The sequence below is a fragment of the Lacinutrix sp. YIN62 genome (assembly GCF_057219185.1).
This window is the reverse complement of sequence record NZ_JBXVVH010000003.1, coordinates 42419-66375: the sequence shown is the minus strand read 5'-3', so window position 1 is coordinate 66375 and position 23957 is coordinate 42419. Positions and strand designations below refer to the sequence as shown.

37 protein-coding genes are annotated in these 23957 nt (G+C 34.3%); 36 read left to right on the top strand and 1 reads right to left on the bottom strand.

Translation table 11 applies throughout. The features are described from left to right. Positions 1-159 precede the first annotated feature (159 nt). Entirely contained in the window at positions 160-1854 is a 1695-nt protein-coding gene (locus AC2D8I_RS02825; protein WP_484704471.1) for a POTRA domain-containing protein, read from the bottom strand. A 178-nt stretch (positions 1855-2032) separates the two neighbouring features. Here AC2D8I_RS02825 and rpsL point away from each other — a divergent pair, with 178 nt between their 5' ends. The 36 genes from rpsL to AC2D8I_RS02645 all read left to right on the top strand — a co-directional run bounded on the left by rpsL (position 2033) and on the right by AC2D8I_RS02645 (position 23911). Then, on the top strand, positions 2033-2407 hold the full coding sequence (gene rpsL, locus AC2D8I_RS02820; protein ID WP_044399731.1) for a 30S ribosomal protein S12: 375 nt from the start codon (positions 2033-2035) through the stop codon (positions 2405-2407). Positions 2408-2428: 21 nt separating this feature from the next. After that, the gene (rpsG, locus tag AC2D8I_RS02815; protein ID WP_484704470.1) at positions 2429-2905 is read left to right on the top strand and encodes a 30S ribosomal protein S7; all 477 of its coding nucleotides are present in this window, start codon (positions 2429-2431) and stop codon (positions 2903-2905) included. Positions 2906-2911: 6 nt separating this feature from the next. Further along, positions 2912-5038 (top strand): elongation factor G, encoded by a 2127-nt coding sequence (gene fusA / locus AC2D8I_RS02810; protein WP_484704469.1) that lies wholly within the window; start codon positions 2912-2914, stop codon positions 5036-5038. An 11-nt stretch (positions 5039-5049) separates the two neighbouring features. Continuing rightward, the gene (gene rpsJ / locus AC2D8I_RS02805; protein WP_007650482.1) at positions 5050-5355 is read left to right on the top strand and encodes a 30S ribosomal protein S10; all 306 of its coding nucleotides are present in this window, start codon (positions 5050-5052) and stop codon (positions 5353-5355) included. 121 nt (positions 5356-5476) lie between these two features. Continuing rightward, positions 5477-6094 (top strand): 50S ribosomal protein L3, encoded by a 618-nt coding sequence (gene rplC / locus AC2D8I_RS02800; RefSeq protein WP_484704468.1) that lies wholly within the window; start codon positions 5477-5479, stop codon positions 6092-6094. Beyond that, a complete protein-coding gene (gene rplD, locus AC2D8I_RS02795; RefSeq protein WP_484704467.1) occupies positions 6094-6723 on the top strand; it encodes a 50S ribosomal protein L4 in 630 nt (209 codons plus the stop codon). Before rplC ends, rplD begins: the two co-directional genes overlap by 1 nt. Before the next feature lie 7 nt (positions 6724-6730). Next, positions 6731-7021: a 50S ribosomal protein L23 gene (rplW, locus tag AC2D8I_RS02790; RefSeq protein WP_452597377.1), complete on the top strand. Its 291-nt coding sequence runs from the start codon at positions 6731-6733 to the stop codon at positions 7019-7021. A gap of 10 nt (positions 7022-7031) precedes the next feature. Further along, positions 7032-7856, top strand: a complete 825-nt coding sequence (gene rplB / locus AC2D8I_RS02785) for a 50S ribosomal protein L2 (protein WP_484704466.1) — start codon at positions 7032-7034, stop codon at positions 7854-7856. Between the two features lie 3 nt (positions 7857-7859). Further along, positions 7860-8138 (top strand): 30S ribosomal protein S19, encoded by a 279-nt coding sequence (gene rpsS / locus AC2D8I_RS02780; RefSeq protein ID WP_484704465.1) that lies wholly within the window; start codon positions 7860-7862, stop codon positions 8136-8138. A gap of 6 nt (positions 8139-8144) precedes the next feature. Continuing rightward, positions 8145-8552, top strand: coding sequence for a 50S ribosomal protein L22 (gene rplV, locus AC2D8I_RS02775; RefSeq protein ID WP_484704464.1), 408 nt, complete (start codon positions 8145-8147; stop codon positions 8550-8552). Positions 8553-8559: 7 nt separating this feature from the next. Then, positions 8560-9285, top strand: coding sequence for a 30S ribosomal protein S3 (gene rpsC, locus AC2D8I_RS02770; protein ID WP_484704463.1), 726 nt, complete (start codon positions 8560-8562; stop codon positions 9283-9285). 20 nt (positions 9286-9305) lie between these two features. Further along, positions 9306-9725, top strand: coding sequence for a 50S ribosomal protein L16 (gene rplP, locus AC2D8I_RS02765; RefSeq protein WP_484704462.1), 420 nt, complete (start codon positions 9306-9308; stop codon positions 9723-9725). Between the two features lie 12 nt (positions 9726-9737). Further along, a complete protein-coding gene (gene rpmC / locus AC2D8I_RS02760) occupies positions 9738-9929 on the top strand; it encodes a 50S ribosomal protein L29 (RefSeq protein WP_452597381.1) in 192 nt (63 codons plus the stop codon). A gap of 12 nt (positions 9930-9941) precedes the next feature. Continuing rightward, on the top strand, positions 9942-10199 hold the full coding sequence (gene rpsQ, locus AC2D8I_RS02755) for a 30S ribosomal protein S17 (protein ID WP_028283878.1): 258 nt from the start codon (positions 9942-9944) through the stop codon (positions 10197-10199). A 2-nt stretch (positions 10200-10201) separates the two neighbouring features. Then, positions 10202-10570: a 50S ribosomal protein L14 gene (rplN, locus tag AC2D8I_RS02750; RefSeq protein WP_111659928.1), complete on the top strand. Its 369-nt coding sequence runs from the start codon at positions 10202-10204 to the stop codon at positions 10568-10570. Between the two features lie 13 nt (positions 10571-10583). Further along, positions 10584-10895 carry a 50S ribosomal protein L24 gene (gene rplX / locus AC2D8I_RS02745; RefSeq protein WP_484704461.1) on the top strand — a complete coding sequence of 104 codons (312 nt, stop codon included), beginning with the start codon at positions 10584-10586 and terminating at the stop codon, positions 10893-10895. A 2-nt stretch (positions 10896-10897) separates the two neighbouring features. Next, positions 10898-11449, top strand: coding sequence for a 50S ribosomal protein L5 (gene rplE, locus AC2D8I_RS02740; protein ID WP_484704460.1), 552 nt, complete (start codon positions 10898-10900; stop codon positions 11447-11449). A 3-nt stretch (positions 11450-11452) separates the two neighbouring features. After that, entirely contained in the window at positions 11453-11704 is a 252-nt protein-coding gene (gene rpsN / locus AC2D8I_RS02735; protein WP_484704459.1) for a 30S ribosomal protein S14, read from the top strand. Positions 11705-11735: 31 nt separating this feature from the next. After that, positions 11736-11822, top strand: a complete 87-nt coding sequence (locus AC2D8I_RS02730; RefSeq protein WP_484704594.1) for a hypothetical protein — start codon at positions 11736-11738, stop codon at positions 11820-11822. A 59-nt stretch (positions 11823-11881) separates the two neighbouring features. After that, positions 11882-12280, top strand: coding sequence for a 30S ribosomal protein S8 (rpsH, locus tag AC2D8I_RS02725; RefSeq protein WP_484704458.1), 399 nt, complete (start codon positions 11882-11884; stop codon positions 12278-12280). Positions 12281-12298: 18 nt separating this feature from the next. After that, positions 12299-12841: a 50S ribosomal protein L6 gene (rplF, locus tag AC2D8I_RS02720; protein WP_484704457.1), complete on the top strand. Its 543-nt coding sequence runs from the start codon at positions 12299-12301 to the stop codon at positions 12839-12841. A gap of 10 nt (positions 12842-12851) precedes the next feature. Next, positions 12852-13208 carry a 50S ribosomal protein L18 gene (gene rplR / locus AC2D8I_RS02715; protein WP_484704456.1) on the top strand — a complete coding sequence of 119 codons (357 nt, stop codon included), beginning with the start codon at positions 12852-12854 and terminating at the stop codon, positions 13206-13208. A gap of 6 nt (positions 13209-13214) precedes the next feature. Further along, positions 13215-13739 carry a 30S ribosomal protein S5 gene (gene rpsE / locus AC2D8I_RS02710; protein WP_452597387.1) on the top strand — a complete coding sequence of 175 codons (525 nt, stop codon included), beginning with the start codon at positions 13215-13217 and terminating at the stop codon, positions 13737-13739. Positions 13740-13750: 11 nt separating this feature from the next. Next, positions 13751-13933: a 50S ribosomal protein L30 gene (gene rpmD, locus AC2D8I_RS02705; RefSeq protein ID WP_484704455.1), complete on the top strand. Its 183-nt coding sequence runs from the start codon at positions 13751-13753 to the stop codon at positions 13931-13933. Between the two features lie 15 nt (positions 13934-13948). Next, a complete protein-coding gene (rplO, locus tag AC2D8I_RS02700) occupies positions 13949-14401 on the top strand; it encodes a 50S ribosomal protein L15 (RefSeq protein WP_484704454.1) in 453 nt (150 codons plus the stop codon). Between the two features lie 15 nt (positions 14402-14416). Further along, complete coding sequence (gene secY, locus AC2D8I_RS02695) at positions 14417-15766, top strand: preprotein translocase subunit SecY (RefSeq protein WP_484704453.1); 1350 nt, start codon at positions 14417-14419, stop codon at positions 15764-15766. An 11-nt stretch (positions 15767-15777) separates the two neighbouring features. After that, complete coding sequence (infA, locus tag AC2D8I_RS02690) at positions 15778-15993, top strand: translation initiation factor IF-1 (RefSeq protein WP_007094967.1); 216 nt, start codon at positions 15778-15780, stop codon at positions 15991-15993. Between the two features lie 54 nt (positions 15994-16047). Continuing rightward, the gene (gene ykgO, locus AC2D8I_RS02685) at positions 16048-16164 is read left to right on the top strand and encodes a type B 50S ribosomal protein L36 (protein WP_013305171.1); all 117 of its coding nucleotides are present in this window, start codon (positions 16048-16050) and stop codon (positions 16162-16164) included. Positions 16165-16166: 2 nt separating this feature from the next. Next, positions 16167-16541 carry a 30S ribosomal protein S13 gene (gene rpsM, locus AC2D8I_RS02680; protein WP_484704452.1) on the top strand — a complete coding sequence of 125 codons (375 nt, stop codon included), beginning with the start codon at positions 16167-16169 and terminating at the stop codon, positions 16539-16541. Between the two features lie 107 nt (positions 16542-16648). Continuing rightward, positions 16649-17032 carry a 30S ribosomal protein S11 gene (rpsK, locus tag AC2D8I_RS02675; RefSeq protein ID WP_484704451.1) on the top strand — a complete coding sequence of 128 codons (384 nt, stop codon included), beginning with the start codon at positions 16649-16651 and terminating at the stop codon, positions 17030-17032. Positions 17033-17202: 170 nt separating this feature from the next. Beyond that, entirely contained in the window at positions 17203-17808 is a 606-nt protein-coding gene (rpsD, locus tag AC2D8I_RS02670; RefSeq protein WP_484704450.1) for a 30S ribosomal protein S4, read from the top strand. A 94-nt stretch (positions 17809-17902) separates the two neighbouring features. Next, positions 17903-18895 carry a DNA-directed RNA polymerase subunit alpha gene (locus AC2D8I_RS02665; protein ID WP_484704449.1) on the top strand — a complete coding sequence of 331 codons (993 nt, stop codon included), beginning with the start codon at positions 17903-17905 and terminating at the stop codon, positions 18893-18895. 61 nt (positions 18896-18956) lie between these two features. Then, positions 18957-19430, top strand: coding sequence for a 50S ribosomal protein L17 (gene rplQ / locus AC2D8I_RS02660; protein WP_484704448.1), 474 nt, complete (start codon positions 18957-18959; stop codon positions 19428-19430). Positions 19431-19660: 230 nt separating this feature from the next. After that, a complete protein-coding gene (carA, locus tag AC2D8I_RS02655; RefSeq protein WP_484704447.1) occupies positions 19661-20764 on the top strand; it encodes a glutamine-hydrolyzing carbamoyl-phosphate synthase small subunit in 1104 nt (367 codons plus the stop codon). Between the two features lie 120 nt (positions 20765-20884). Then, positions 20885-22177 carry a phosphopyruvate hydratase gene (gene eno / locus AC2D8I_RS02650; RefSeq protein WP_484704446.1) on the top strand — a complete coding sequence of 431 codons (1293 nt, stop codon included), beginning with the start codon at positions 20885-20887 and terminating at the stop codon, positions 22175-22177. 447 nt (positions 22178-22624) lie between these two features. After that, positions 22625-23911: a citrate synthase gene (locus tag AC2D8I_RS02645; protein WP_484704445.1), complete on the top strand. Its 1287-nt coding sequence runs from the start codon at positions 22625-22627 to the stop codon at positions 23909-23911. The last annotated feature ends 46 nt before the right edge of the window (positions 23912-23957 follow it).

Genomic DNA, 23957 nt, shown 5'->3' with positions numbered 1-23957 from the left:
AAGGTAGTTAAAAACATATAAAATCAATTATTTAATCGAACTCAAGGGTTTTTGTTAGTTATTTGTTCTAAATATTAGAATAAATACCGAATAAAACAATAATTAAATGTTAAAATGAGTTGTCTTAATCTGTTTTTGTGTTAAATTACTATGTTTTGATTAAAATAAAGCAGTTAAGCTTAAATGAACTTGAGAGTTTGAGAGTTGGAATGTTTGATTCTTAGATTTTCCATTAGCGAAGTTGAATTTTAGCAACCCAGCTTGAGTGATAATTCCAAAACCTAAGCCAAAGCCGTATAGGTTTTCTTTTTGATTAGTAATTTTGTTTTCTAGCCAAGCGTAGTCAATAATAGTGTGCGTGTATATGTTGTCGCTTAAATTGTATCGGTATTCTGTGTTTATGGAACTATAAAGTGTTGCGGATAAGCTGTTTTCTTGAAAGCCTCTTATGGAATTGATGCCACCAAAACGGAGCAATTCATTCTCTAGAAAGGAATTTGAAGTTAATGATTTTCCACTTAATCTTAGTAGAAAGCTGTGCTTTTGATTGAGTTTGAATATGTGATGAGCAGACAGATTTATTTTTGTTTGTTTTTCAGTAGTGTTGTCTAAGTCTCTGTTTCCAAAGCCTGTTTCTATAGTTAATAGGGTCTTGACTTGTGATAATCTGTTTTGGTTTGTTCTGTTTATAAAATCGTATTTCAACACAAAAAATCTAGACTTGTAGTCGTCAATATTTGTTAGGTTTTCGTCTTCTAGTAAATGGTTTGATTCTGTAGTCTCAATACCTAAAAACAATTTGCTTTTAGGGTCTAATTGGTAAAATAGTTTTGCTTTTTGACTTATCGTGTTAAAGGAGGAGTCTTTTTTGAAAATATTTAATTCTAGCTCGGTACCTATGGGGGAATTAAATAAATAAGGGAGGTTTAGTTTGATTTCAAAATTCTTTTGTTCGCTTTCATCGCTTTTATATAGTAACTTGAAGGATTCCCCGTAATTTAGATTGTTGTTGAGTTCAAGGTTAAGGTAGCCATTTAGTTCTATATTGTTTGTTTCTTCATTTGTACTGAAACCTAAAAAACCATCAAAAGTATTGCTTAAAGTTTTTTTAATGTAAAGGTATAATTGCGTAGAGTCATTTGTGAAAAGCACTTCGGGTTCTCTAATTTGTTTAGCGAAGCTTAAGTTGTCTAGTGCTTGTATTCTTTTTTTTATGGATTCTATATTAAAGGTGTTTTCAGGTTTGATTTTTAGGTAACGTTCTAAAAATGATTTAGGAAATTTTTTGTAGCCTTTAATAACAATTTTGTCTAAACTTCTTTTGTTATTATCTTTAATAATAATGAGGTTGGCTTCGAGTGTGTTTTTGTTTTTAATTCTTATTCTAGAAAGTTTAAGCTTGGTGAAAGGAAGCCCGTTTTCAGCAATTTTAGAGTTTATGAAGTTTAAGGTATATTCAGTATCTTTAAAGGGAATTGTAAAGTTGTGTTCTGAGTTTTTATTCGAAAGGTGTTTTACGGTTTTTCTGTCTACAACTGTAGTGTCATAATGTATTAAAATAGATTTGTATTTTGTGTTTAGGGTTATGGTGGCTGTGAATAAGCTGTCATTAGTTTTTGTTAATGTGTCTAATCTGTTTTCAATATAACCTTCTTTAAAAAGTAAATCCCTAATAGTGTTTGTTTCGGAAACCATAGAGTTGTAGTCTGTGAATTCTTTTTGAGATAAAAAGTTTTTTAGGGTCTCTGTTTCAGTATCATTTGTACCAATAATTTTAAGTGTTAAATTTTGAGAATAGGCGTTCAGAGCGAGAAAAAAAATGGCAATAAAAAAAAGGGAATACTGTTTTTGCACTTTGCTGTCTATAAGTTCGTTTTGTAAAACTAACGCAAAAACAATACATATAATATATGTAATTGCTTAATTTTTAAAAACTACTGAAAATTAATCTTTTAGGATTTGAATTTTGAATTTTAATTACTACCTTTGCAGCCCCTTAGAAGAAGGGAACGTAAAATTATATATAAAATATATGCCAACAATTTCACAATTAGTACGAAAAGGAAGAGCCAAAATAACCAAGAAGAGTAAATCGGCTGCTTTAAATTCGTGTCCTCAAAGAAGAGGGGTATGTACGCGTGTTTACACCACAACACCTAAAAAACCAAACTCGGCAATGCGTAAAGTAGCGCGTGTAAGGTTAACAAATGGTAATGAGGTAAATGCTTACATCCCTGGAGAAGGTCATAATTTACAAGAGCACTCGATAGTATTGGTTAGAGGTGGAAGGGTAAAAGATTTGCCAGGAGTTAGATACCACATTGTTCGTGGAGCTTTAGATACCGCAGGTGTCGAAGGAAGAACGCAACGTAGATCTAAGTATGGAGCAAAACGCCCTAAAAAGTAATTAAAACTTTAAGAAGAAGACATGAGAAAAAGAGCAGCAAAAAAGAGACCGCTTTTGCCGGATCCACGTTTTAACGATCAGTTAGTAACTCGTTTTGTTAACATGATGATGTGGGATGGTAAGAAGTCTGTAGCTTTTAAAGTGTTTTACGATGCAATTGATATCGTAGACTCAAAAAAAACAGATGAAGAAAAAACAGCATTAGAAACTTGGAAGGATGCCTTGTCTAACGTTATGCCTCACGTAGAAGTGCGTAGTCGTAGAGTTGGGGGAGCGACTTTTCAAATTCCTAACCCAATACGTGCAGACCGTAAAGTTTCTACAGCAATGAAATGGTTAATTAGCTATTCAAGAAAGAGAAACGAAAAATCTATGGCGCAACGTTTAGCTTCAGAGATATTAGCAGCAGCTAAAGAAGAAGGCGCGGCGGTTAAGAAAAGAGTTGATACTCATAAAATGGCTGAAGCAAATAAAGCATTCTCTCACTTTAGATTTTAATAAGAAATGGCAAGAGATTTAAAATTCACAAGAAATATTGGGATCGCAGCTCATATTGATGCTGGTAAAACAACAACAACGGAGCGTGTTCTTTATTATACAGGAGTTTCTCACAAAATTGGAGAAGTGCATGATGGTGCTGCTACAATGGACTGGATGGAGCAAGAACAAGAAAGAGGTATTACAATTACTTCTGCTGCTACAACATGTGAGTGGAAATTTCCAATTGAAAATGGAGAACCTACACCTGAAACAAAAGGATATCACTTTAATATTATAGATACTCCTGGTCACGTAGATTTTACTGTAGAAGTAAATAGATCTTTACGTGTATTGGATGGTTTAGTATTCTTGTTTAGTGCAGTTGATGGTGTAGAACCTCAATCTGAAACAAACTGGAGACTTGCAGATAACTATAAAGTGCCAAGAATAGGGTTTGTTAATAAAATGGACCGTCAAGGATCTGACTTTTTAGGCGTTTGCCAACAAGTAAAAGATATGTTGAAATCTAATGCGGTGCCAATCGTTTTAAATATTGGTGACGAGGAGGATTTTAAAGGGATTATCGATTTAGTTAAAAATCGTGCTATTGTATGGCATGATAACACTCAAGGTGCAACCTTTGATGTGATCGATATTCCAGAAGATATGAAAGAAGAAGCACGTAAGTATCGCGCACTTTTAATAGAAGAAGTAGCAAGTTACGATGAGAATCTTTTAGAGAAATTTATGGAAGATGAAGATTCTATTACAGAAGAAGAAGTGCATGCTGCACTTAGAGCTGCTGTGATGGATATGGCTATTATTCCTATGATTTGTGGATCTGCGTTTAAAAATAAAGGGGTGCAGTTTTTATTAGATGCTGTATGTCGTTACTTACCGTCTCCAGTAGATAAGGAAGGTATTGTCGGTGTTAATCCAGATACAGATCAAGAAGAAATTCGTAAACCAGATGTAAAAGAACCATTTGCAGCTTTAGCTTTTAAAATTGCTACAGATCCTTTCGTAGGACGTTTGGCGTTTTTTAGAGCCTATTCAGGGCGTCTAGATGCAGGTTCTTATGTGTTAAATAATAGATCTGGTAAAAAAGAACGTATTTCTCGTATCTATCAAATGCATGCTAACAAGCAAAATGCAATTGAATATATAGAAGCAGGAGATATTGGTGCAGCTGTAGGATTTAAATCTATAAAAACAGGAGATACACTTTCAGCAGAAAAAAGTCCTATTGTTTTAGAATCTATGGATTTTCCAGATCCAGTAATCGGTATTGCCGTAGAGCCAAAAACGAAAGCAGATGTTGATAAGCTAGGTATTGGTTTAGCTAAGTTAGCTGAAGAAGATCCTACATTTACAGTGCGTTCAGACGAAGCTTCAGGACAAACTATTATATCTGGAATGGGTGAACTTCACTTAGATGTAATTGTAGATCGTTTAAAGCGTGAATTTAAAGTAGAAGTAAGTCAAGGGCAGCCTCAAGTAGAATACAAAGAGGCTATAACCCAAAGTGCAGATCATAGAGAAGTTTATAAGAAGCAATCTGGTGGTCGTGGTAAATTCGCAGATATTGTATTTACAGTAGAACCTGCAGATGAAGGTCAAGTTGGACTTCAGTTTGAATCTACAATTAAAGGGGGTAATGTTCCTAAAGAATTTATTCCTTCAATTGAGAAAGGGTTTAAAATGGCAATGGTAAACGGGCCTTTAGCAGGTTACGAAATCGATGCTATGAAAGTTACACTAAAAGACGGTTCTTATCACGATGTGGATTCAGATCAATTATCTTTCGAATTAGCGGCTAAGCTAGGATTTAAAGCCTGTGCGAAAGCAGCAAAAGCTGTAATTATGGAACCTATCATGAAATTAGAAGTTATTACTCCAGAAGAAAATATGGGTGATATCGTAGGTGATTTAAACAGAAGAAGAGGACAAGTAAGTGATATGGGAGATAGAGCAGGAGCAAAAACAGTAAAAGCTACAGTGCCTTTATCTGAAATGTTTGGGTATGTAACCACATTAAGAACGTTATCTTCTGGTAGAGCAACATCTACAATGGAATTTTCACACTATGCTGAAACGCCTCAAAATATTTCAGAAGAAGTAATTAAGGCAGCTAAAGGCGTAGAAGCTTAAAACTAAAGAAAATGAGTCAAAAAATTAGAATAAAATTAAAGTCTTACGATCACAATTTAGTTGATAAGTCTGCTGATAAGATTGTAAAAACAGTAAAGAGTACTGGTGCTGTAGTAACTGGGCCAATTCCATTACCAACACACAAGAAAATTTTCACTGTATTACGTTCACCACACGTAAACAAGAAGTCTAGAGAACAATTTCAATTAAGCTCTTATAAGCGTTTATTAGATATTTACTCTTCATCTTCTAAAACAATTGATGCTTTAATGAAACTTGAATTACCAAGTGGAGTAGAAGTAGAAATTAAGGTTTAAGTAGTAAACAACATGTCCTAAGCTGCGAGCGAAGGAAAAACGGTAAAAATACAATTCAAGGCTGAAACGTATTTTCAGCCTTGTATTTTTAATAAATAATAATAACAAATAAATAATAATTATGTCTGGGTTAATTGGAAAGAAAATCGGTATGACCAGCATCTTCGATGAAAATGGAAAAAACATTCCATGTACAGTTATCGAAGCTGGACCATGTATCGTTACCCAAGTCAGAACTGAAGAAGTTGATGGCTATGAAGCTATTCAACTTGGTTTCGATGACGCGACAGAAAAAAGTGCTACTAAAGCTGACTTAGGTCATGCTAAAAAGGCAGGGACTTCTGTAAAACGCAAAATCGTAGAATTTCAAGGTTTTGATGAGGAGTACAAATTAGGTGATGCAATCACTGTAGAGCACTTCACAGAAGGTGAGTTTGTTGATGTATCAGGTACATCAAAAGGAAAAGGATTTCAAGGGGTTGTAAAACGCCATGGTTTCGGTGGTGTAGGTCAAGCTACTCACGGTCAACATAACCGTTTAAGAGCGCCAGGTTCTATTGGAGCTGCATCTTATCCTGCAAGAGTTTTCAAAGGAATGAAAATGGCAGGAAGAATGGGAGGAGATACAATCAAAGTTCAAAATTTAAGAGTTTTAAAAGTAGTTGCTGAAAAGAATCTACTAGTTGTTAAAGGTTGTGTACCTGGACATAAAAACGCTTATGTAATTGTTAGAAAATAATGAAAGTAGCAGTTTTAGATATAAACGGAAAAAAAACAGGTAGAGAGGCAGACCTTTCTAACGATGTTTTTGCTATTGAGCCTAATAATCATGCGGTATACTTAGATGTTAAGCAATATTTAGCACATCAACGACAAGGAACACATAAGTCGAAAGAAAGAGCTGAGATTACAGGAAGTACCCGTAAGATTAAGAAGCAAAAAGGAACTGGTACCGCCAGAGCAGGTAGTATCAAGTCTGGAGTATTTAGAGGTGGAGGTCGTATGTTTGGACCAAGACCAAGAAACTACTCTATAAAACTTAATAAGAACTTAAAGCGTTTAGCGCGTAGATCTGCATTAAGTATGAAAGCAAATGAGAAAGCATTAGTTGTTTTAGAGGACTTTAATTTTGAGTCTCCAAAGACTAAAAATTTCACTAATATTTTGAAAGCTTTAGACTTACAAAACAAAAAATCTCTCTTTGTGTTGGGTGCGTCGAATAATAATGTATATTTGTCGTCACGCAATTTAAAAAGCTCTGAGGTTGTAACTGCTTCAGAATTAAGTACTTACAAGATTTTAAATGCAAATCAAGTTGTGCTTTTAGAAGGAGCTTTAGAAGGAATTGTAACGAATTTAAGTAAATAAGGAAACGATGAATATCTTAATTAAACCGATAATCACAGAAAAAGCAACTGCAAATAGTGAATTAAACAACTGTTTCAGTTTTTTCGTGAATACAAAGGCGAACAAGGTAGAAATTAAAAAAGCAGTTGAAGCTGCTTATGGAGTTTCTGTTGAAAAAGTTCGTACCATAAATGTCCGTCCAGATAGAAAAACCAAGTTTACAAAAACTGGGATTCAACATGGTAAAACAAACGCGATGAAAAAAGCGATTGTACAACTGGCGGAAGGTGAGATAATTGATTTATACACTAACATGTAATTAAAGACAAATGTCAGTAAGAAAATTAAAACCAATCACACCAGGACAGCGATTTAGAGTTGTTAATGGATTTGACGCCATTACAACTGATAAGCCGGAGAAGAGTTTATTAGCTCCGAAAAAACGTTCAGGTGGTAGAAACAGTCAAGGTCGTATGACTATGCGCTACAAAGGTGGTGGTCATAAGAAAAGGTACCGTATTATTGATTTCAAAAGAGCTAAAGTAGGCATTCCTGCTGTAGTCGCATCAATTCAATACGATCCAAACAGAACAGCGTTTATCGCATTGTTGAATTACCAAGATGGTGAGAAAGCTTATATCATTGCTCAAAATGGTTTACAAGTTGGACAAACTATTGTTTCAGGTGAAAATGTGGCTCCAGAAATTGGAAATGCAATGCCTTTAGCAAATATTCCATTAGGAACCATTATTTCTTGTGTAGAATTGCGTCCAGGACAAGGAGCTGTTATGGCGCGTAGCGCAGGGGCTTTTGCACAGTTAATGGCAAGAGATGGTAAATTCGCAACAATTAAATTGCCTTCAGGAGAAACAAGATTACTCTTGATTACTTGTATGGCAACAATTGGAGTTATATCTAATTCAGATCACCAATTGTTAGTATCAGGTAAAGCCGGAAGAAGCAGATGGTTAGGTAGAAGACCAAGAACTAGACCAGTAGTAATGAATCCAGTTGATCACCCAATGGGTGGTGGTGAAGGTAAATCTTCAGGTGGACATCCACGTTCTAGAAATGGTATACCAGCAAAAGGTTATAGAACACGTTCTAAAACTAAAGCGAGTAATAAATATATTGTAGAACGTAGAAAGAAATAAGACATGGCAAGATCATTAAAAAAAGGACCTTACGTTCATTATAAATTAGAGAAGAAAGTTGCTGCTAATGTTGATTCCAACAAGAAAACAGTAATCAAAACTTGGTCAAGAGCCAGTATGATTACACCCGATTTCGTAGGACAAACTATCGCAGTACATAATGGCCGTCAATTTGTACCAGTTTACGTAACAGAAAATATGGTAGGTCACAAATTAGGAGAATTTTCACCAACAAGATCGTTTAGAGGTCACGCTGGTGCTAAAAATAAAGGTAAAAAGTAGTAAGCTATGGGAAGTCGTAAAAAACAAATGGCAGACGCTATTAAGGAAGCTAAAAAGCAAATTGCTTTTGCTAAGCTTAATAACTGTCCTACATCACCGAGAAAAATGCGTTTAGTAGCCGATTTAGTAAGAGGTGAAAAAGTAGAAAAAGCACTTAATATTTTAAAGTTTAATTCAAAAGAAGCTTCAAAACGTTTAGAAACGTTGTTAGTATCTGCAATTGCAAACTGGCAAGCTAAAAACGAAGACGCATCTATTGAAGAAGCAGAACTTTTTGTTAAAGAGATACGAGTAGATAGCGGGGCTATGTTAAAAAGATTGCGTCCAGCACCTCAAGGTCGTGCACATAGAATAAGAAAACGTTCAAACCACGTTACAATCGTAGTTGGAGCAAACAATAATACACAAAGCTAAGATAGATATGGGACAAAAGACAAATCCAATCGGAAATCGCTTAGGAATTATCAGAGGATGGGAATCTAACTGGTACGGAGGAAACGATTATGGTGATAAACTTGCCGAAGACGATAAGATTAGAAAATACGTTCACGCGCGTTTATCTAAAGCGAGTGTATCTAGAGTAATTATCGAAAGAACTTTAAAACTTGTAACCGTTACTATCACAACGGCTCGTCCTGGTATCATTATTGGTAAAGGCGGTCAAGAGGTAGACAAGTTAAAAGAAGAGCTTAAGAAAATTACAGGAAAAGAAGTTCAGATTAATATCTTTGAGATTAAAAGACCTGAACTTGATGCATTTTTAGTAGGATCTAGCATCGCACGTCAAATCGAAAATAGAATTTCATACAGACGCGCAATCAAGATGGCTATTGCTGCTACAATGCGTATGAACGCTGAAGGAATTAAGATCCAAATTAGTGGGCGTTTAAATGGTGCTGAAATGGCACGATCTGAGCACTACAAAGAAGGACGTATTCCTTTATCAACTTTTAGAGCCGATATTGATTACGCACTTGTTGAGTCACATACTACTTATGGTAGATTAGGTGTGAAAGTGTGGATTATGAAAGGTGAAGTATATGGTAAAAGAGAGCTTTCTCCTCTTGTTGGTTTATCTAAGAAGCAAGGAAAAGGTGGACGAGGACAAGGTGGAAATAATAAGAACCAATCTCGTCGTAGAAAGTAATTTTTTAAAGAAAAGAAAAAATGTTACAGCCTAAAAGAACAAAATTTCGTAAAATGCAGAAAGGACGGATGAAAGGTAATGCCGGTAGAGGGCACCAACTTTCAAACGGAACTTTTGGAATAAAATCACTAGATTCGAACTTTTTAACATCGCGTCAAATTGAAGCAGCACGTATTGCAGCTACTCGTTATATGAAAAGAGAAGGGCAACTTTGGATTAAAATATTTCCAGACAAGCCTATTACAAAGAAACCTCTTGAAGTACGTATGGGTAAAGGTAAAGGTGCCGTTGAATATTGGGCAGCCGTTGTTAAACCAGGAAGACTACTTTTTGAAGTAGGCGGCGTGCCATTAGACGTAGCAAAAGAAGCATTACGTTTAGCGGCTCAAAAATTACCTGTAAAAACTAAGTTTGTAATCGCTAGAGATTACGAAGCATAATTTATTGATATTATGAAACAATCAGAAATTAAAGAATTATCTGTAGCTGAGTTACAAGATAAACTTAGTGAAACAAAGAAGAGTTATTCAGACCTGAAAATGGCACATGCAATATCTCCTTTAGAGAACCCAATCCAATTACGATCTGTAAGAAGAGACGTCGCAAGATTGGCAACAGAAATAACTAAAAGAGAATTACAATAATTCTGCTTAATGATGGAAAAAAGAAACTTAAGAAAAGAACGTATAGGAATAGTTACTAGTAACAAAATGCAAAAATCTATTGTAGTTGCTGAAGTAAAAAAAGTAAAACACCCTATGTACGGAAAGTTCGTGTTGAAAACGAAAAAATACGTTGCACACGATGAGACAAACGATTGTAATATTGGAGATACAGTAAAGATCATGGAAACAAGACCTTTAAGTAAATCTAAATGTTGGAGATTAGTTGAAATAATTGAAAGAGCGAAGTAATTATGGTACAACAAGAATCAAGACTAAAAGTAGCAGATAACACTGGAGCAAAAGAAGTATTAACAATACGTGTTCTAGGTGGTACTAAAAGAAGATACGCTTCTGTAGGTGACAAAATAGTTGTTACTGTAAAAGACGCAACTCCTAATGGAAACATTAAAAAAGGAGCGGTTTCTACAGCAGTAGTTGTACGTACTAAAAAAGAAGTAAGACGTCCAGACGGTTCTTATATAAGATTCGATGACAATGCTTGTGTACTTTTAAACCCTACAGGGGAAATGAGAGGAACACGTGTATTTGGACCTGTTGCTAGAGAACTTCGTGATAAACAATTCATGAAAATTGTATCATTGGCACCAGAGGTGCTTTAATTGATAAAGTAAGATGACAAAGCTTAAAATAAAATCAGGAGATACAGTAAGAGTAATTGCTGGAGATCATAAAGGATCAGAAGGTGTTGTTCAAAAAGTATTTACAGATAAGAACAAAGTGATCGTTGAGGGTGTAAATATGGTTAAAAAACATACAAAACCTAGTGCACAAAGCCCACAAGGAGGAATCGTAGAAAAAGAAGCTCCAATTCAAGTATCTAACTTATCTTTGCTAACTTCTAAAGGAGAAGCAACAAGAGTAGGATATAGAATGGAAGGTGACAAGAAAGTCAGATTTTCTAAAAAATCTAATGAAGTAATATAGTTATGGCATATTCACCTAGACTTAAAGAAGAGTATAAAAGCAAAGTAATTGCTGCTCTTACAGAAGAATTTGGTTATAAAAATGTAATGCAAGTACCAAAACTTACCAAGATAGTTTTATCTAAAGGAGTTGGTGCTGCAGTTTCAGATAAGAAGTTAGTAGACCACGCCGTGGAAGAACTAACAACTATAACAGGACAAAAAGCTATAGCAACAATATCTAAAAAAGATGTTGCAACATTTAAATTACGTAAGGGAATGCCAATTGGTGCTAAAGTAACTTTACGCGGTGAGAAAATGTACGAGTTTTTAGATCGTTTAGTAACTTCAGCATTACCACGTGTAAGAGATTTTGGAGGAATTAAAGCGACTGGATTTGATGGTAGAGGTAACTATAATTTAGGGATTACCGAACAAATTATATTCCCAGAGATAGACATTGATAAAATTAACAAAATCTCAGGAATGGATATTACTTTTGTAACTACAGCAGATACAGATAAAGAAGCAAAATCATTATTAACTGAATTAGGATTACCTTTTCAAAAAAACTAAGTTATGGCTAAAGAATCAATGAAAGCCCGCGAGGTGAAAAGAGCTAAAACAGTAGCTAAATATGCTGAAAAACGTAAGGCTTTAAAAGCAGCTGGCGATTATGAAGCATTGCAGAAGTTACCGAAGAATGCTTCTCCAGTTCGTATGCACAATAGATGTAAATTAACAGGAAGACCAAAAGGTTATATGCGTAACTTTGGTATTTCTCGTGTTACATTTAGAGAAATGGCTAACCAAGGGTTAATCCNACAATAGATGTAAATTAACAGGAAGACCAAAAGGTTATATGCGTAACTTTGGTATTTCTCGTGTTACATTTAGAGAAATGGCTAACCAAGGGTTAAGCCCAGGCGTTAGAAAAGCAAGTTGGTAAAATTATAAATTGGTCTAAGGTTCAAAAAAATTGAAAACCAAGGCCGCAAATTAATACATATGTATACAGATCCAATTGCAGATTACTTAACTAGAATTAGAAACGCAGTGCGTGCTAATCACAGAGTTGTAGAAATTCCTGCATCAAATTTAAAAAAGGACATTACTAAAATATTATTCGATCAAGGATATATTTTAAGTTACAAGTTCGATGATTCTACTGTACAAGGGACTATTAAGATAGCCCTTAAGTACAATAAAGAAACTAAAGAACCTGTAATTAGAAAAATTGAAAGAATGAGTAAACCTGGTTTACGTAAATATTCTGGTTCTAATGGACTACCTAGAATTCTTAATGGACTTGGTATTGCTATCGTTTCTACTTCTCATGGAGTAATGACTGGTAAACAAGCAAAAAGAGAAAATGTAGGTGGTGAAGTTTTATGTTACGTTTACTAATCTAAAAGGGAGAAAGAAATGTCAAGAATAGGAAATAACCCAGTTGCAATTCCAGAAGGAGTTACAGTAGAAGTAAAAGATAACGTAATTACAGTAAAAGGTAAGTTAGGAGAATTAAATCAAACTTATGATACTGTAGAGGTGAAAGTTGAAGAAGCAAACGTAGTAGTAACACGAACTTCTGAAAACAAAGAGAGCAAAGCTAAACATGGTTTATATAGGGCGTTAATCAATAATATGATTGATGGTGTATCTAAAGGATGGACTAAAGAGCTTGAGCTTGTAGGAGTAGGATATAGAGCAAGTAACCAAGGAAATAAATTGGAACTAGCTCTAGGTTTTTCTCATAATATTGTTATGAGTATAGCACCAGAAATTAAGGTGGAAACTGTATCTGACAAAGGAAAAAATCCACTAATCAAGTTAACATCTCACGATAAGCAACTTGTTGGGCAAGTAGCTGCGAAAATTCGCGGATTCAGACCACCAGAGCCTTATAAAGGAAAAGGTGTGAAGTTTGTAGGTGAAGTACTAAGAAGAAAAGCAGGTAAATCAGCTTAATAATTAAGTTATGGCGTTAACAAAGAACGAAAGAAGAATAAGAATTAAAAGCAGAATACGTAAGGTTGTTTCTGGTACAGAAGCTAGACCTAGATTAGCTGTTTTTAGAAGTAATAAAGAAATTTATGCTCAAGTAGTTGATGATGTTACAGGTAAAACCTTAGCAGCAGCATCTTCTAGAGATAAAGACATTAGTTCTGCTAAAGGTAATAAATCTGAAATTGCTACTATAGTAGGAAAGTCTGTTGCCGAAAAAGCAATAAAAGCTGGTGTAAGTACTATCACTTTTGATAGAGGTGGATATTTATATCACGGTAGAATCAAATCATTAGCCGAAGGAGCTAGAGAAGCAGGACTTAAATTCTAAGAAATTATGTATCAAAAATACAAAAGCGCAGAGTTAGTAAAACCAAGTGGATTAGATCTTAAAGATCGTTTAGTTGGTGTACAGAGAGTTACCAAAGTAACAAAAGGTGGTAGAGCATTCGGTTTTTCAGCAATTGTTGTTGTTGGAGATGAAGCAGGTGTAGTAGGACATGGTTTAGGGAAATCTAAAGATGTTGCTAGTGCAATTGCTAAAGCGATTGAAGATGCTAAGAAAAATTTAGTACGTATTCCTATTATAAAAGGAACATTACCACATGAACAAAAAGGTAAGTTTGGTGGAGCAAGAGTAAACATCATTCCTGCAGCTCCAGGTACAGGAGTTATTGCTGGTGGAGCTGTAAGAACAGTTCTTGAGGCAGTAGGAGTACATGATGTATTATCTAAATCTCAAGGATCATCAAACCCACATAATGTTGTAAAAGCAACTTTTGATGCATTATTGCAATTAAGAAGTGCTCATACTATTGCTCGTGAAAGAGGTATTTCATTAGAGAAAGTTTTTAACGGTTAATAATCACAGAAATGGGAAAGATAAAAGTAACAAAAGTTAAAAGCGCAATCAATCGCACACAAAGACAAAAGAGAACTTTATTAGCTCTAGGTCTTAAAAAGATTGGGCAGACTGTAGAGCACGATGCTACTCCTAATATTTTAGGAATGGTTAATAAAGTAAATCACTTGGTTTCTGTAGAAGAAACCAAATAATAACAATACTGAAAAATGGATTTAAGTAATTTAAAACCTGCAGAAGGTTCAGTTAAAACCCAAGGAAAAAGAATAGGTCGTGGACAAGGTTCTGGAAAAGGTGGTACTGCTACACGTGGTCACAAAGGAGCAAAATCGCGTTCAGGTTATTCTAAGAAAGTAGGTTTTGAAGGAGGGCAAATGCCACTTCAAAGACGAGTTCCTAAATTCGGTTTTACTAACATCAATCGTAAAGAGTATCAAGGTATAAACCTAGATACTCTTCAAAAATTAGTTGATGATAAGAAAATTAAAGACGCTATAGATTTCGATACGATCATCTCTTTAGGATTGGCTGGTAAAAATGAATCAGTTAAAATTTTAGGAAGAGGAGAGTTAAAAACTAAATTAAAAGTAACAGCCCACAAATTTACTGCTTCAGCAAAAGCTGCAATAGAAGCTGCAGGTGGAGAAGCTGTAACTTTATAAGACCTAATTAAGAGTATGAAATTTATAGAAACTTTAAAAAATGTTTGGAAAATAGAAGAACTGAAAAACCGAATCATAGTTACACTAGGATTGTTATTGGTTTATCGTTTTGGAGCACAGGTAGTATTACCTGGAATAGATGCTACTCAATTAGCTAGTCTTCAAGGTGAGGCTGAAAATGGGATCATTGGGCTGATTAATGCCTTTACTGGAGGGGCATTTGCTAATGCCTCAGTATTTGCATTGGGTATTATGCCTTATATCTCGGCTTCTATTGTCGTTCAATTAATGGGAATAGCGATTCCTTATTTACAGAAGCTACAAAAAGAAGGCGCTAGTGGTCAGAAAAAAATAACTCAAATAACGCGTTGGTTAACTATAGGAATATGCTTGGTTCAAGCACCAGGTTATTTAGCTAGTTTAAACCCAATGTTTGGCATTCCAGAATCAGCTTTCTTATTAGGTCAAGGAGGTTTGTTCTATTTTTCATCAATAGTCATACTTGTAACAGGTTGTATTTTTGCAATGTGGTTAGGAGAAAAAATTACAGATAAAGGGATTGGTAATGGAATATCATTATTAATAATGGTAGGTATCATTGCTACGTTACCAAAAGCATTTTTACAAAATGCTGCATCAAGATTAGATGCGGGTAACAATATAATGATGATCCTTTTCGAAGTTGTAATTTGGTTTGTAATCATAGCAGCATCAATACTTTTGGTAATGGCTGTTAGAAAAATAGCAGTTCAATATGCTAGACGTTCTGCAACTGGAGGCTATGAGAAAAATGTATTTGGATCTAGACAGTATATTCCTTTAAAGCTAAATGCTTCAGGAGTAATGCCAATCATATTCGCACAAGCAATAATGTTTGTACCGGGTCTAATTGGAGGTTCTTCCTTTTTGAAAGATACCGCTACAGGATTATGGATGCAAGCTAATTTTTCAGATATTTTCGGGTTTTGGTATAATTTCGTATTCGCATTGTTAATTATAATATTTACATATTTCTATACGGCAATTACTGTCCCAACAAATAAAATGGCAGACGATTTAAAGCGTAGTGGTGGTTTTATTCCAGGCATTCGCCCAGGATCTGAAACTTCGGAATATCTAGATAAAATTATGTCTCAAATAACACTACCAGGTTCTATATTCTTAGCACTTATTGCTGTGTTCCCAGCATTTGTATTTAAGCTTATGGGTGTACAATCTGGTTGGGCTTTATTTTTTGGTGGTACATCAATGTTAATTATGGTTGGAGTTGCAATAGACACTATGCAACAAGTAAATTCTTATTTGTTGAATAGGCACTATGACGGCTTGATGAAAACCGGTAAAAATAGAAAAGCAGTAGCTTAATATATTATACTATGGCAAAACAAGCAGCAATAGAGCAAGACGGCACCATTATAGAAGCATTATCAAATGCAATGTTTCGTGTCGAATTAGAGAATGGTCACATTGTGACAGCACACATATCTGGTAAAATGCGTATGCATTATATAAAATTATTACCAGGTGATAAAGTAAAATTAGAAATGAGTCCTTACGATTTAACTAAGGCTCGCATAACTTATAGATACTAATTACGATGAAACCGAAAGGTTCCATCTGACATCTAGAAAAATAAGAACAATCAGATGAAAGTAAGAGCATCAGTTAAAAAGAGAAGCGCAGATTGTAAGATCGTGCGTAGAAAAGGTAGACTTTACGTCATTAACAAAAAGAATCCTAGATTCAAACAAAGACAAGGGTAATTATGGCAAGAATTGCAGGTGTAGACATACCAAAACAAAAAAGAGGAGTAATTTCTTTAACTTACATCTATGGAATAGGTAGAAGTAGAGCAGAAGAAATTTTAGCAGTGGCTAAAGTAGACGAAAGCATCAAAGTACAAGATTGGACAGATGACCAAATTGGAGCAATCCGTGAGGTTGTTGGATCTTATACTATTGAAGGTGAATTACGTTCTGAAACACAATTAAACATTAAGCGATTAATGGATATAGGATGTTACAGAGGTATCCGTCATAGAGCTAGTCTTCCTTTAAGAGGACAACGTACTAAAAACAACTCTAGAACCAGAAAAGGTAGAAGAAAAACGGTTGCTAACAAGAAAAAAGCAACTAAATAACAATTAAAAATTTAGTCTTTAGTGATTAGACGTTGGAAAGAATCTGTTTGAAATTATTTAGGTTTAGGATTCTAGCGACTATCTACTAATACTAAGAACTAGAAAATATGGCAAAGACAAGTACTAAAAAACGTAAAGTTATAGTCGATTCTGTTGGAGAAGCACACATAACAGCTTCATTTAACAACATTATTATCTCTCTTACCAATAAAAAAGGTGATGTTATTTCATGGTCATCTGCTGGTAAAATGGGGTTTAGAGGTTCAAAAAAGAACACGCCTTACGCAGCACAATTAGCAGCAGAAGATGCTTCTGGAGTAGCTAAAGAAGCTGGGTTAAGAAAAGTAAAAGTATACGTAAAAGGACCAGGTAATGGTAGAGAATCTGCGATTCGTTCTATTCATAATGCTGGTATCGAAGTAACAGAAATTATTGATGTTACTCCATTACCACACAATGGATGTCGTCCTCCTAAACGTAGAAGAGTATAATTTATACAACTTATTAGAATTAATATCAGCTATATAACATAGCTGATATTAATTTTTTTGTGTAAATTTGCAAACTAAAAATTAATAACAAGTATCAACAGAGAGATTAACGATTATCGGAGGATAAGATTAAGACCTTAATTCATAATCACTCTCAAAACAAATTTAAAATGGCAAGATATACTGGTCCTAAAACTAAGATAGCTCGTAAATTTGGCGAAGCTATTTTCGGAGATGATAAAGCCTTCGAAAAAAGAAATTACCCTCCAGGTCAACATGGTAATAACAGAAGACGTGGAAAAAAATCTGAATATGCAATCCAGTTAATGGAAAAGCAAAAGGCAAAATATACTTACGGTATATTAGAGCGTCAATTCAGAAACATGTTTAAAAGAGCTACAGCTGCTACAGGAATAACAGGTGAGGTTCTTTTACAATTATGTGAGTCTAGATTAGATAACGTAGTGTTTAGAATGGGAATAGCACCAACACGAAGTGGCGCTAGACAATTAGTTTCTCACAGACACATTACAGTAAATGGTGAGTTGGTGAATGTACCTTCATACCAATTGAAAGCTGGGGATGTAGTTGCTGTAAGAGAAAAATCTAAATCGCTTGAAGCTATTGATAGATCGTTATCAAATTCAAATAATGTTTTCGAATGGATTACATGGAATAGCGAGAAAAAAGAAGGAACTTATGTCTCTATTCCTGCTAGAATTCAAATTCCAGAAAATATTAATGAGCAATTCATAGTAGAATTATACTCTAAATAATAAATTAATCATATTGGTATTTGGCCAAAGGATTTATTAGACTTCTTCAAACTTATAAATCGCGCAACCAAATAACAATTAAAACGAAGAACATATGGCAGTATTTAATTTTCAGAAGCCCGATAAAGTAATCATGATCGATTCGACCGATTTTGAAGGTAAATTTGAATTTAGACCTTTAGAACCTGGTTACGGATTAACAGTAGGAAATGCGCTTAGAAGAGTGTTACTCTCTTCTTTAGAAGGATTTGCGATAACATCGGTTAGAATCGAAGGTGTAGATCATGAGTTTTCAGCAATTGCAGGTGTCGTAGAAGATGTTACCGAAATTATTTTGAATTTAAAACAAATGCGTTTTAAAAGACAAATAGAAGATGTAGATAATGAATCTGTATCTATTTCTATTTCTGGTCAAGATCAAATTACAGCTGGCGATTTTCAAAAGTTCATTTCTGGATTCCAAGTTTTAAACTCAGACTTGGTAATTTGTAACTTAGATCCTAAAGTAAACGTTAATATAGAAATAACTATTGAAAAAGGAAGAGGATATGTTCCAGCAGAAGAAAATAAAAAAGCTTCAGCGCCAATAGGGACTATTTTTACAGATTCAATTTATACGCCTATAAAAAACGTTAAGTATAGTATTGAAAATTATCGTGTAGAACAAAAGACTGATTACGAAAAACTAGTTTTCGAAATCATTTCTGATGGCTCTATAACACCTCAAGATGCTTTAACAGAGGCTGCAAAAACATTAATACATCACTTTATGTTATTCTCAGATGAGCGAATAACTTTAGAGGCAGATGAGATTGCACAAACTGAAACTTATGATGAAGAATCGCTTCATATGAGACAGTTACTTAAAACAAAATTAGTGGATATGGACTTATCAGTACGTGCACTTAATTGTTTAAAAGCTGCGGAAGTAGATACATTAGGAGACTTAGTGTCATTTAATAAGAATGATTTAATGAAGTTCCGTAACTTCGGTAAAAAATCTTTAACAGAGCTAGAAGAGCTAGTAAACGTGAAAGGATTAAATTTCGGAATGGATTTGTCAAAATATAAACTAGATAAAGACTAATACATCATATTTTGCTCCTCAATAAGAGTGCGATGCAAGATGATGATTAAAACAAAATGTCATGAGACACGGAAAAAAAGTAAACCACTTAGGTAGACAAACCGCTCACAGAAAAGCAATGTTAGCAAATATGGCTTGTTCTTTAATAGAACATAAGCGTATTAACACTACAGTTGCAAAAGCGAAAGCTTTAAAGCAATTTGTTGAGCCATTGATTACTAAATCTAAATCTGATACTACTCATAATAGACGTATCGTATTTAGTCGTTTAAGACAAAAAGAAGCCGTTACAGAATTATTTAGAGATGTAGCAGCTAAAATTGGTGATAGACCAGGAGGTTACACTAGAATTATTAAACTTGGTAATCGTTTAGGTGATAACGCTGATATGGCAATGATCGAATTAGTAGATTACAATGAGATCTACAATGCAGATAAAGCTGTTAAGAAAACAACACGTAGAAGTAGAAGAGGTGGTAATAAACCGGCGGATGCTCCAGTAGCAGAAGCAAAAGCTTCAAACGAAGAAGAATAAATACAAACTAGTATTTTATTAAAAAGGATAAATCATAAAGGTTTATCCTTTTTTTGTTTTATTACAAATGTGTTTTGTTAATTTAAATGTTAAAATAGAGTTTTAAACGACATATAAATAAATGAAGAGAAATATAAAGGATAAACTATTTTAGTTTATCCTTTTTTTTATGCAATTTTGTGCAACTTTTGTTTTCCGAAATACAGGGACATGAATACACAACTACTACAATGAAATATCAAAAATTAAAAAAGGCAATAGTTTTACTTGCAGATGGTACTATTTTTTATGGTAAAGCTGTAGGTAAAGGCGGAAACGCGTTTGGGGAAGTCTGTTTCAATACAGGGATGACTGGATATCAGGAGATTTTTACAGATCCTTCTTATTATGGGCAATTAATGGTAACTACGAATGCTCATATTGGTAACTATGGTGTTAACAAGAATGAAGTAGAATCAGATTCTATAAAAATTGCAGGGCTAATTTGTAAAAACTTTAGTTATGAATTCTCTAGAGATGATGCTAATGGCGGATTGGAGGAGTTTTTGAATGCTAACAATCTATTAGCTATTTCAGATGTAGATACTAGAGCTCTGGTAAGTTATATTAGAGATAACGGCGCTATGAATGCTGTTATTTCTACAGACGTCGATAATATAGAAGGACTAAAAGCGCAATTGGCGAAGATTCCAAATATGAATGGACTAGAGCTGGCTTCAAAAGTATCAACTAAAAAGCCTTATTTTGTTGGAGATGAAAATGCCTCAATTAAAATAGCTGCTTTAGATATTGGAATTAAAAAGAATATTTTACGTAATCTATCAAATCGAGGCGCTTATATAAAAGTATTTCCTTATAATGCTACATTTGAAGAGTTAAGTGCATGGAGTCCGGATGGCTATTTCCTGTCAAATGGACCAGGAGATCCAGAGCCACTAGTAGATGCTCAAAACTTAGCAAAAGAAATAATAAAGAGAAATTTACCCTTGTTTGGGATCTGCCTAGGACATCAAGTCATCGCTTTAGCAAACGGTATTTCTACTTATAAGATGCATAATGGACACAGAGGTATAAATCACCCTGTTAAGAATATGGTTACAGGTAAAGGCGAAATTACTTCACAAAATCATGGATTCGCTATAAATAGAGAAGAAACAGAAGCGCATCCAGATTTAGAAATTACACATGTACATTTAAATGATAATACCGTTGCAGGTATAAAAATGAAATCTAAAAATTGTTTTTCTGTACAATATCATCCAGAGGCCAGTCCAGGACCTCATGATTCATCTTATTTGTTTGATGAATTTATTAACAATATTAAATCTAATTAATTTTAAGAAGGCAATAAAACAGACTGTTTATTGCCTTCTTAGTTTTACTAAATCAATATTATTTACACCCCAGAATTTAACAGTAAATTTGAAGGGTACTAAAATTTTAAATGACTATTTATGAGTATTATTATCAATGTTCACGCAAGACAAATTTTTGATTCAAGAGGAAACCCTACTGTTGAAGTAGATGTAGAGACAGAAAATGGGTTCGTAGGTAGGGCAGCTGTGCCTTCTGGTGCATCGACTGGAGAGCATGAGGCAGTTGAGCTACGTGATGGAGGAGCTGCATATATGGGAAAAGGTGTCACTAAAGCAGTAGAAAATGTAAATTTAATTTTAGCGCAAGAACTTTTAGGAGTAAATGTATTTGAGCAAAATTATATTGATACATTAATGTGTGAAATTGATGGGACACCAAATAAATCTAAGTTAGGAGCTAATGCTATTTTAGGAGTGTCATTAGCTGTAGCAAAGGCAGCAGCAGCCGAATTAGGAATGCCATTATATCGTTATATAGGAGGCGTAAGTGCAAATACTTTACCAGTACCAATGATGAATATTATTAATGGAGGTTCTCATAGTGATGCACCAATAGCATTTCAAGAGTTTATGGTTATGCCTGTAAAAGCTAAAAATTTCTCTAATGCCTTGCAAATGGGAACGGAGATTTTTCATAATCTGAAGGCTGTATTACACAATAGAGGCTTAAGTACAGCAGTAGGTGATGAAGGTGGTTTTGCGCCAACTTTAAACGGAACAGAAGACGCTCTAGATACCATAGCCGAAGCAGTTAAAAATGCGGGTTACACATTAGGGGATGATGTTATGATAGCTTTAGATTGTGCCGCAGCAGAATTTTATGTAAATGGGCAATATGATTATACCAAATTTGAAGGCAATAAAGGGAGCGTTCGAACAAGCATAGAACAAGCCGATTATTTAGCAGAATTAACTTCTAAGTACCCAATTATTTCTATTGAAGACGGAATGGATGAGAACGATTGGGAAGGGTGGAAATATCTAACAGAAAAGATTGGAGATAAAGTACAGCTCGTAGGTGATGATTTGTATGTTACTAATGTAGAACGTTTGTCTAAAGGAATACAGCAGGATATCGCTAATTCTATTTTGATTAAGGTAAATCAAATAGGGACATTAACAGAAACTATAGCAGCGGTTAATATGGCTCATAATGCAGGGTATACATCTGTAATGTCACACCGCTCTGGAGAAACAGAAGATAATACAATTGCGGATTTGGCAGTAGCTTTAAACTGTGGGCAAATAAAAACGGGTTCAGCATCACGTAGTGATCGTATGGCAAAATACAATCAATTATTAAGAATAGAAGAAGAATTAGGTGAAATAGCATACTATCCAAAAGAAAATGCTTTAAAAGTGAAGCGATAATTTGGAAACTCTTCTCTATTACGTTATAAAAACCTCTTGTGTATCACAAGAGGTTTTTTTGTTATAACATAATGTATAATTAAGCATAAAAAATTATAAAGAATATTGATGAGTGATTATAGTACGATGTAATCCACTTATTTAGTAAACCAGTATTAAAAGCCTCATTTGATTTAATATATTTCATCATCTATAAGTGTTTATAAAATGACAAATGTTATCTAACGAATTCATTTTTAATAAAACAGAACTCATAAAAGAGGTGCTGCATAAGATTTAAAGTGAGACTAATGAAAAAAAAGAGGGGTTATCTCGATAATCTCTTTTTTTATGTCATAAATTTTAACAATATGGCAATTATTAAAACCTTTGTTAATGAGTTTCATAAATCGCTACTTATTTTGTAAATTAGCAGTCCGCAAAAAATAAGTAAAATTCAGAATATATATGTCAAAAACTGCTACGTTAGAACTTAATGGCCAAAAGTATGAGTTCCCTTTAATTACAGGAACAGAAAAAGAAATCGCAATAGATATTAAAACACTTAGAGGTGTAACAGGAGGTGTAACCACTATAGATCCAGGATATAAAAATACAGGGTCTTGTGAGAGTGAAATAACTTTTTTAAATGGAGAAGAAGGTATTTTAAGGTACAGAGGTTACGCTATTGAAGACTTAGCTGAAAAGGCAAGTTTTTTAGAAGTTGCTTATCTTTTGATTTTTGGAGAATTACCAACACAAGTACAGTTAGACAAGTTTCATGCAGATATTAAAGAAGAGTCTGTAGTAGATGATGATATAAAGAAAATATTAGATGCTTTTCCAAAAGCGGCTCATCCAATGGGCGTGTTGTCTTCTTTAACAAGTGCATTAACGGCATTTAATCCTTCTTCAGTGAATGTTGATTCTGATGAAGATATGTATAGAACCGTAGTTAAAATAATGGGAAAATTCCCAGTATTAGTAGCTTGGACAATGCGTAAAAAGAATGGTTTGCCATTAAATTATGGGGATAATTCATTAGGGTATGTTGAGAACATTTTAAAAATGATGTTTGGAAAACCAAATGAAGAATATAAACAAAACGAGATTCTAGTAAACGCTTTAGATAAACTATTAATTTTACATGCAGATCACGAGCAAAACTGCTCCACTTCTACAGTAAGAATAGTAGGGTCTTCTCATGCAGGATTATTTGCATCGCTATCAGCAGGAATATCTGCATTGTGGGGCCCATTACACGGCGGAGCAAATCAAGCTGTTTTAGAAATGTTAGAAGCAATAAAAGAAGATGGTGGGGATACGAAGAAGTTTATGGCAAAAGCCAAAGATAAAGAGGACCCTTTTAGATTGATGGGCTTTGGACATAGAGTATACAAGAATTTTGATCCAAGGGCAAAAATTATTAAAGTCGCAGCAGACGAAGTGTTAGGGAATTTAGGCATAGAAGATCCTGTATTAGATATCGCAAAAGGATTAGCTTCTGAAGCATTGAATGACGACTATTTTGTAAAACGTAAATTATATCCAAATGTAGATTTCTACTCAGGCATTATTTATAGAGGTATGGGAATACCCGTAGAGATGTTTACAGTAATGTTTGCTTTGGGACGTTTACCAGGTTGGATAGCGCAATGGAAGGAGATGAGAGCTCGTAAAGAGCCTATAGGACGCCCTCGACAAGTTTATACAGGAGAAAACCATAGAGATTTTAAAAGCATAGATAAGAGATAATAATAAGAATATTACAGACAAAGCTTCATAGTAAATTATGAAGCTT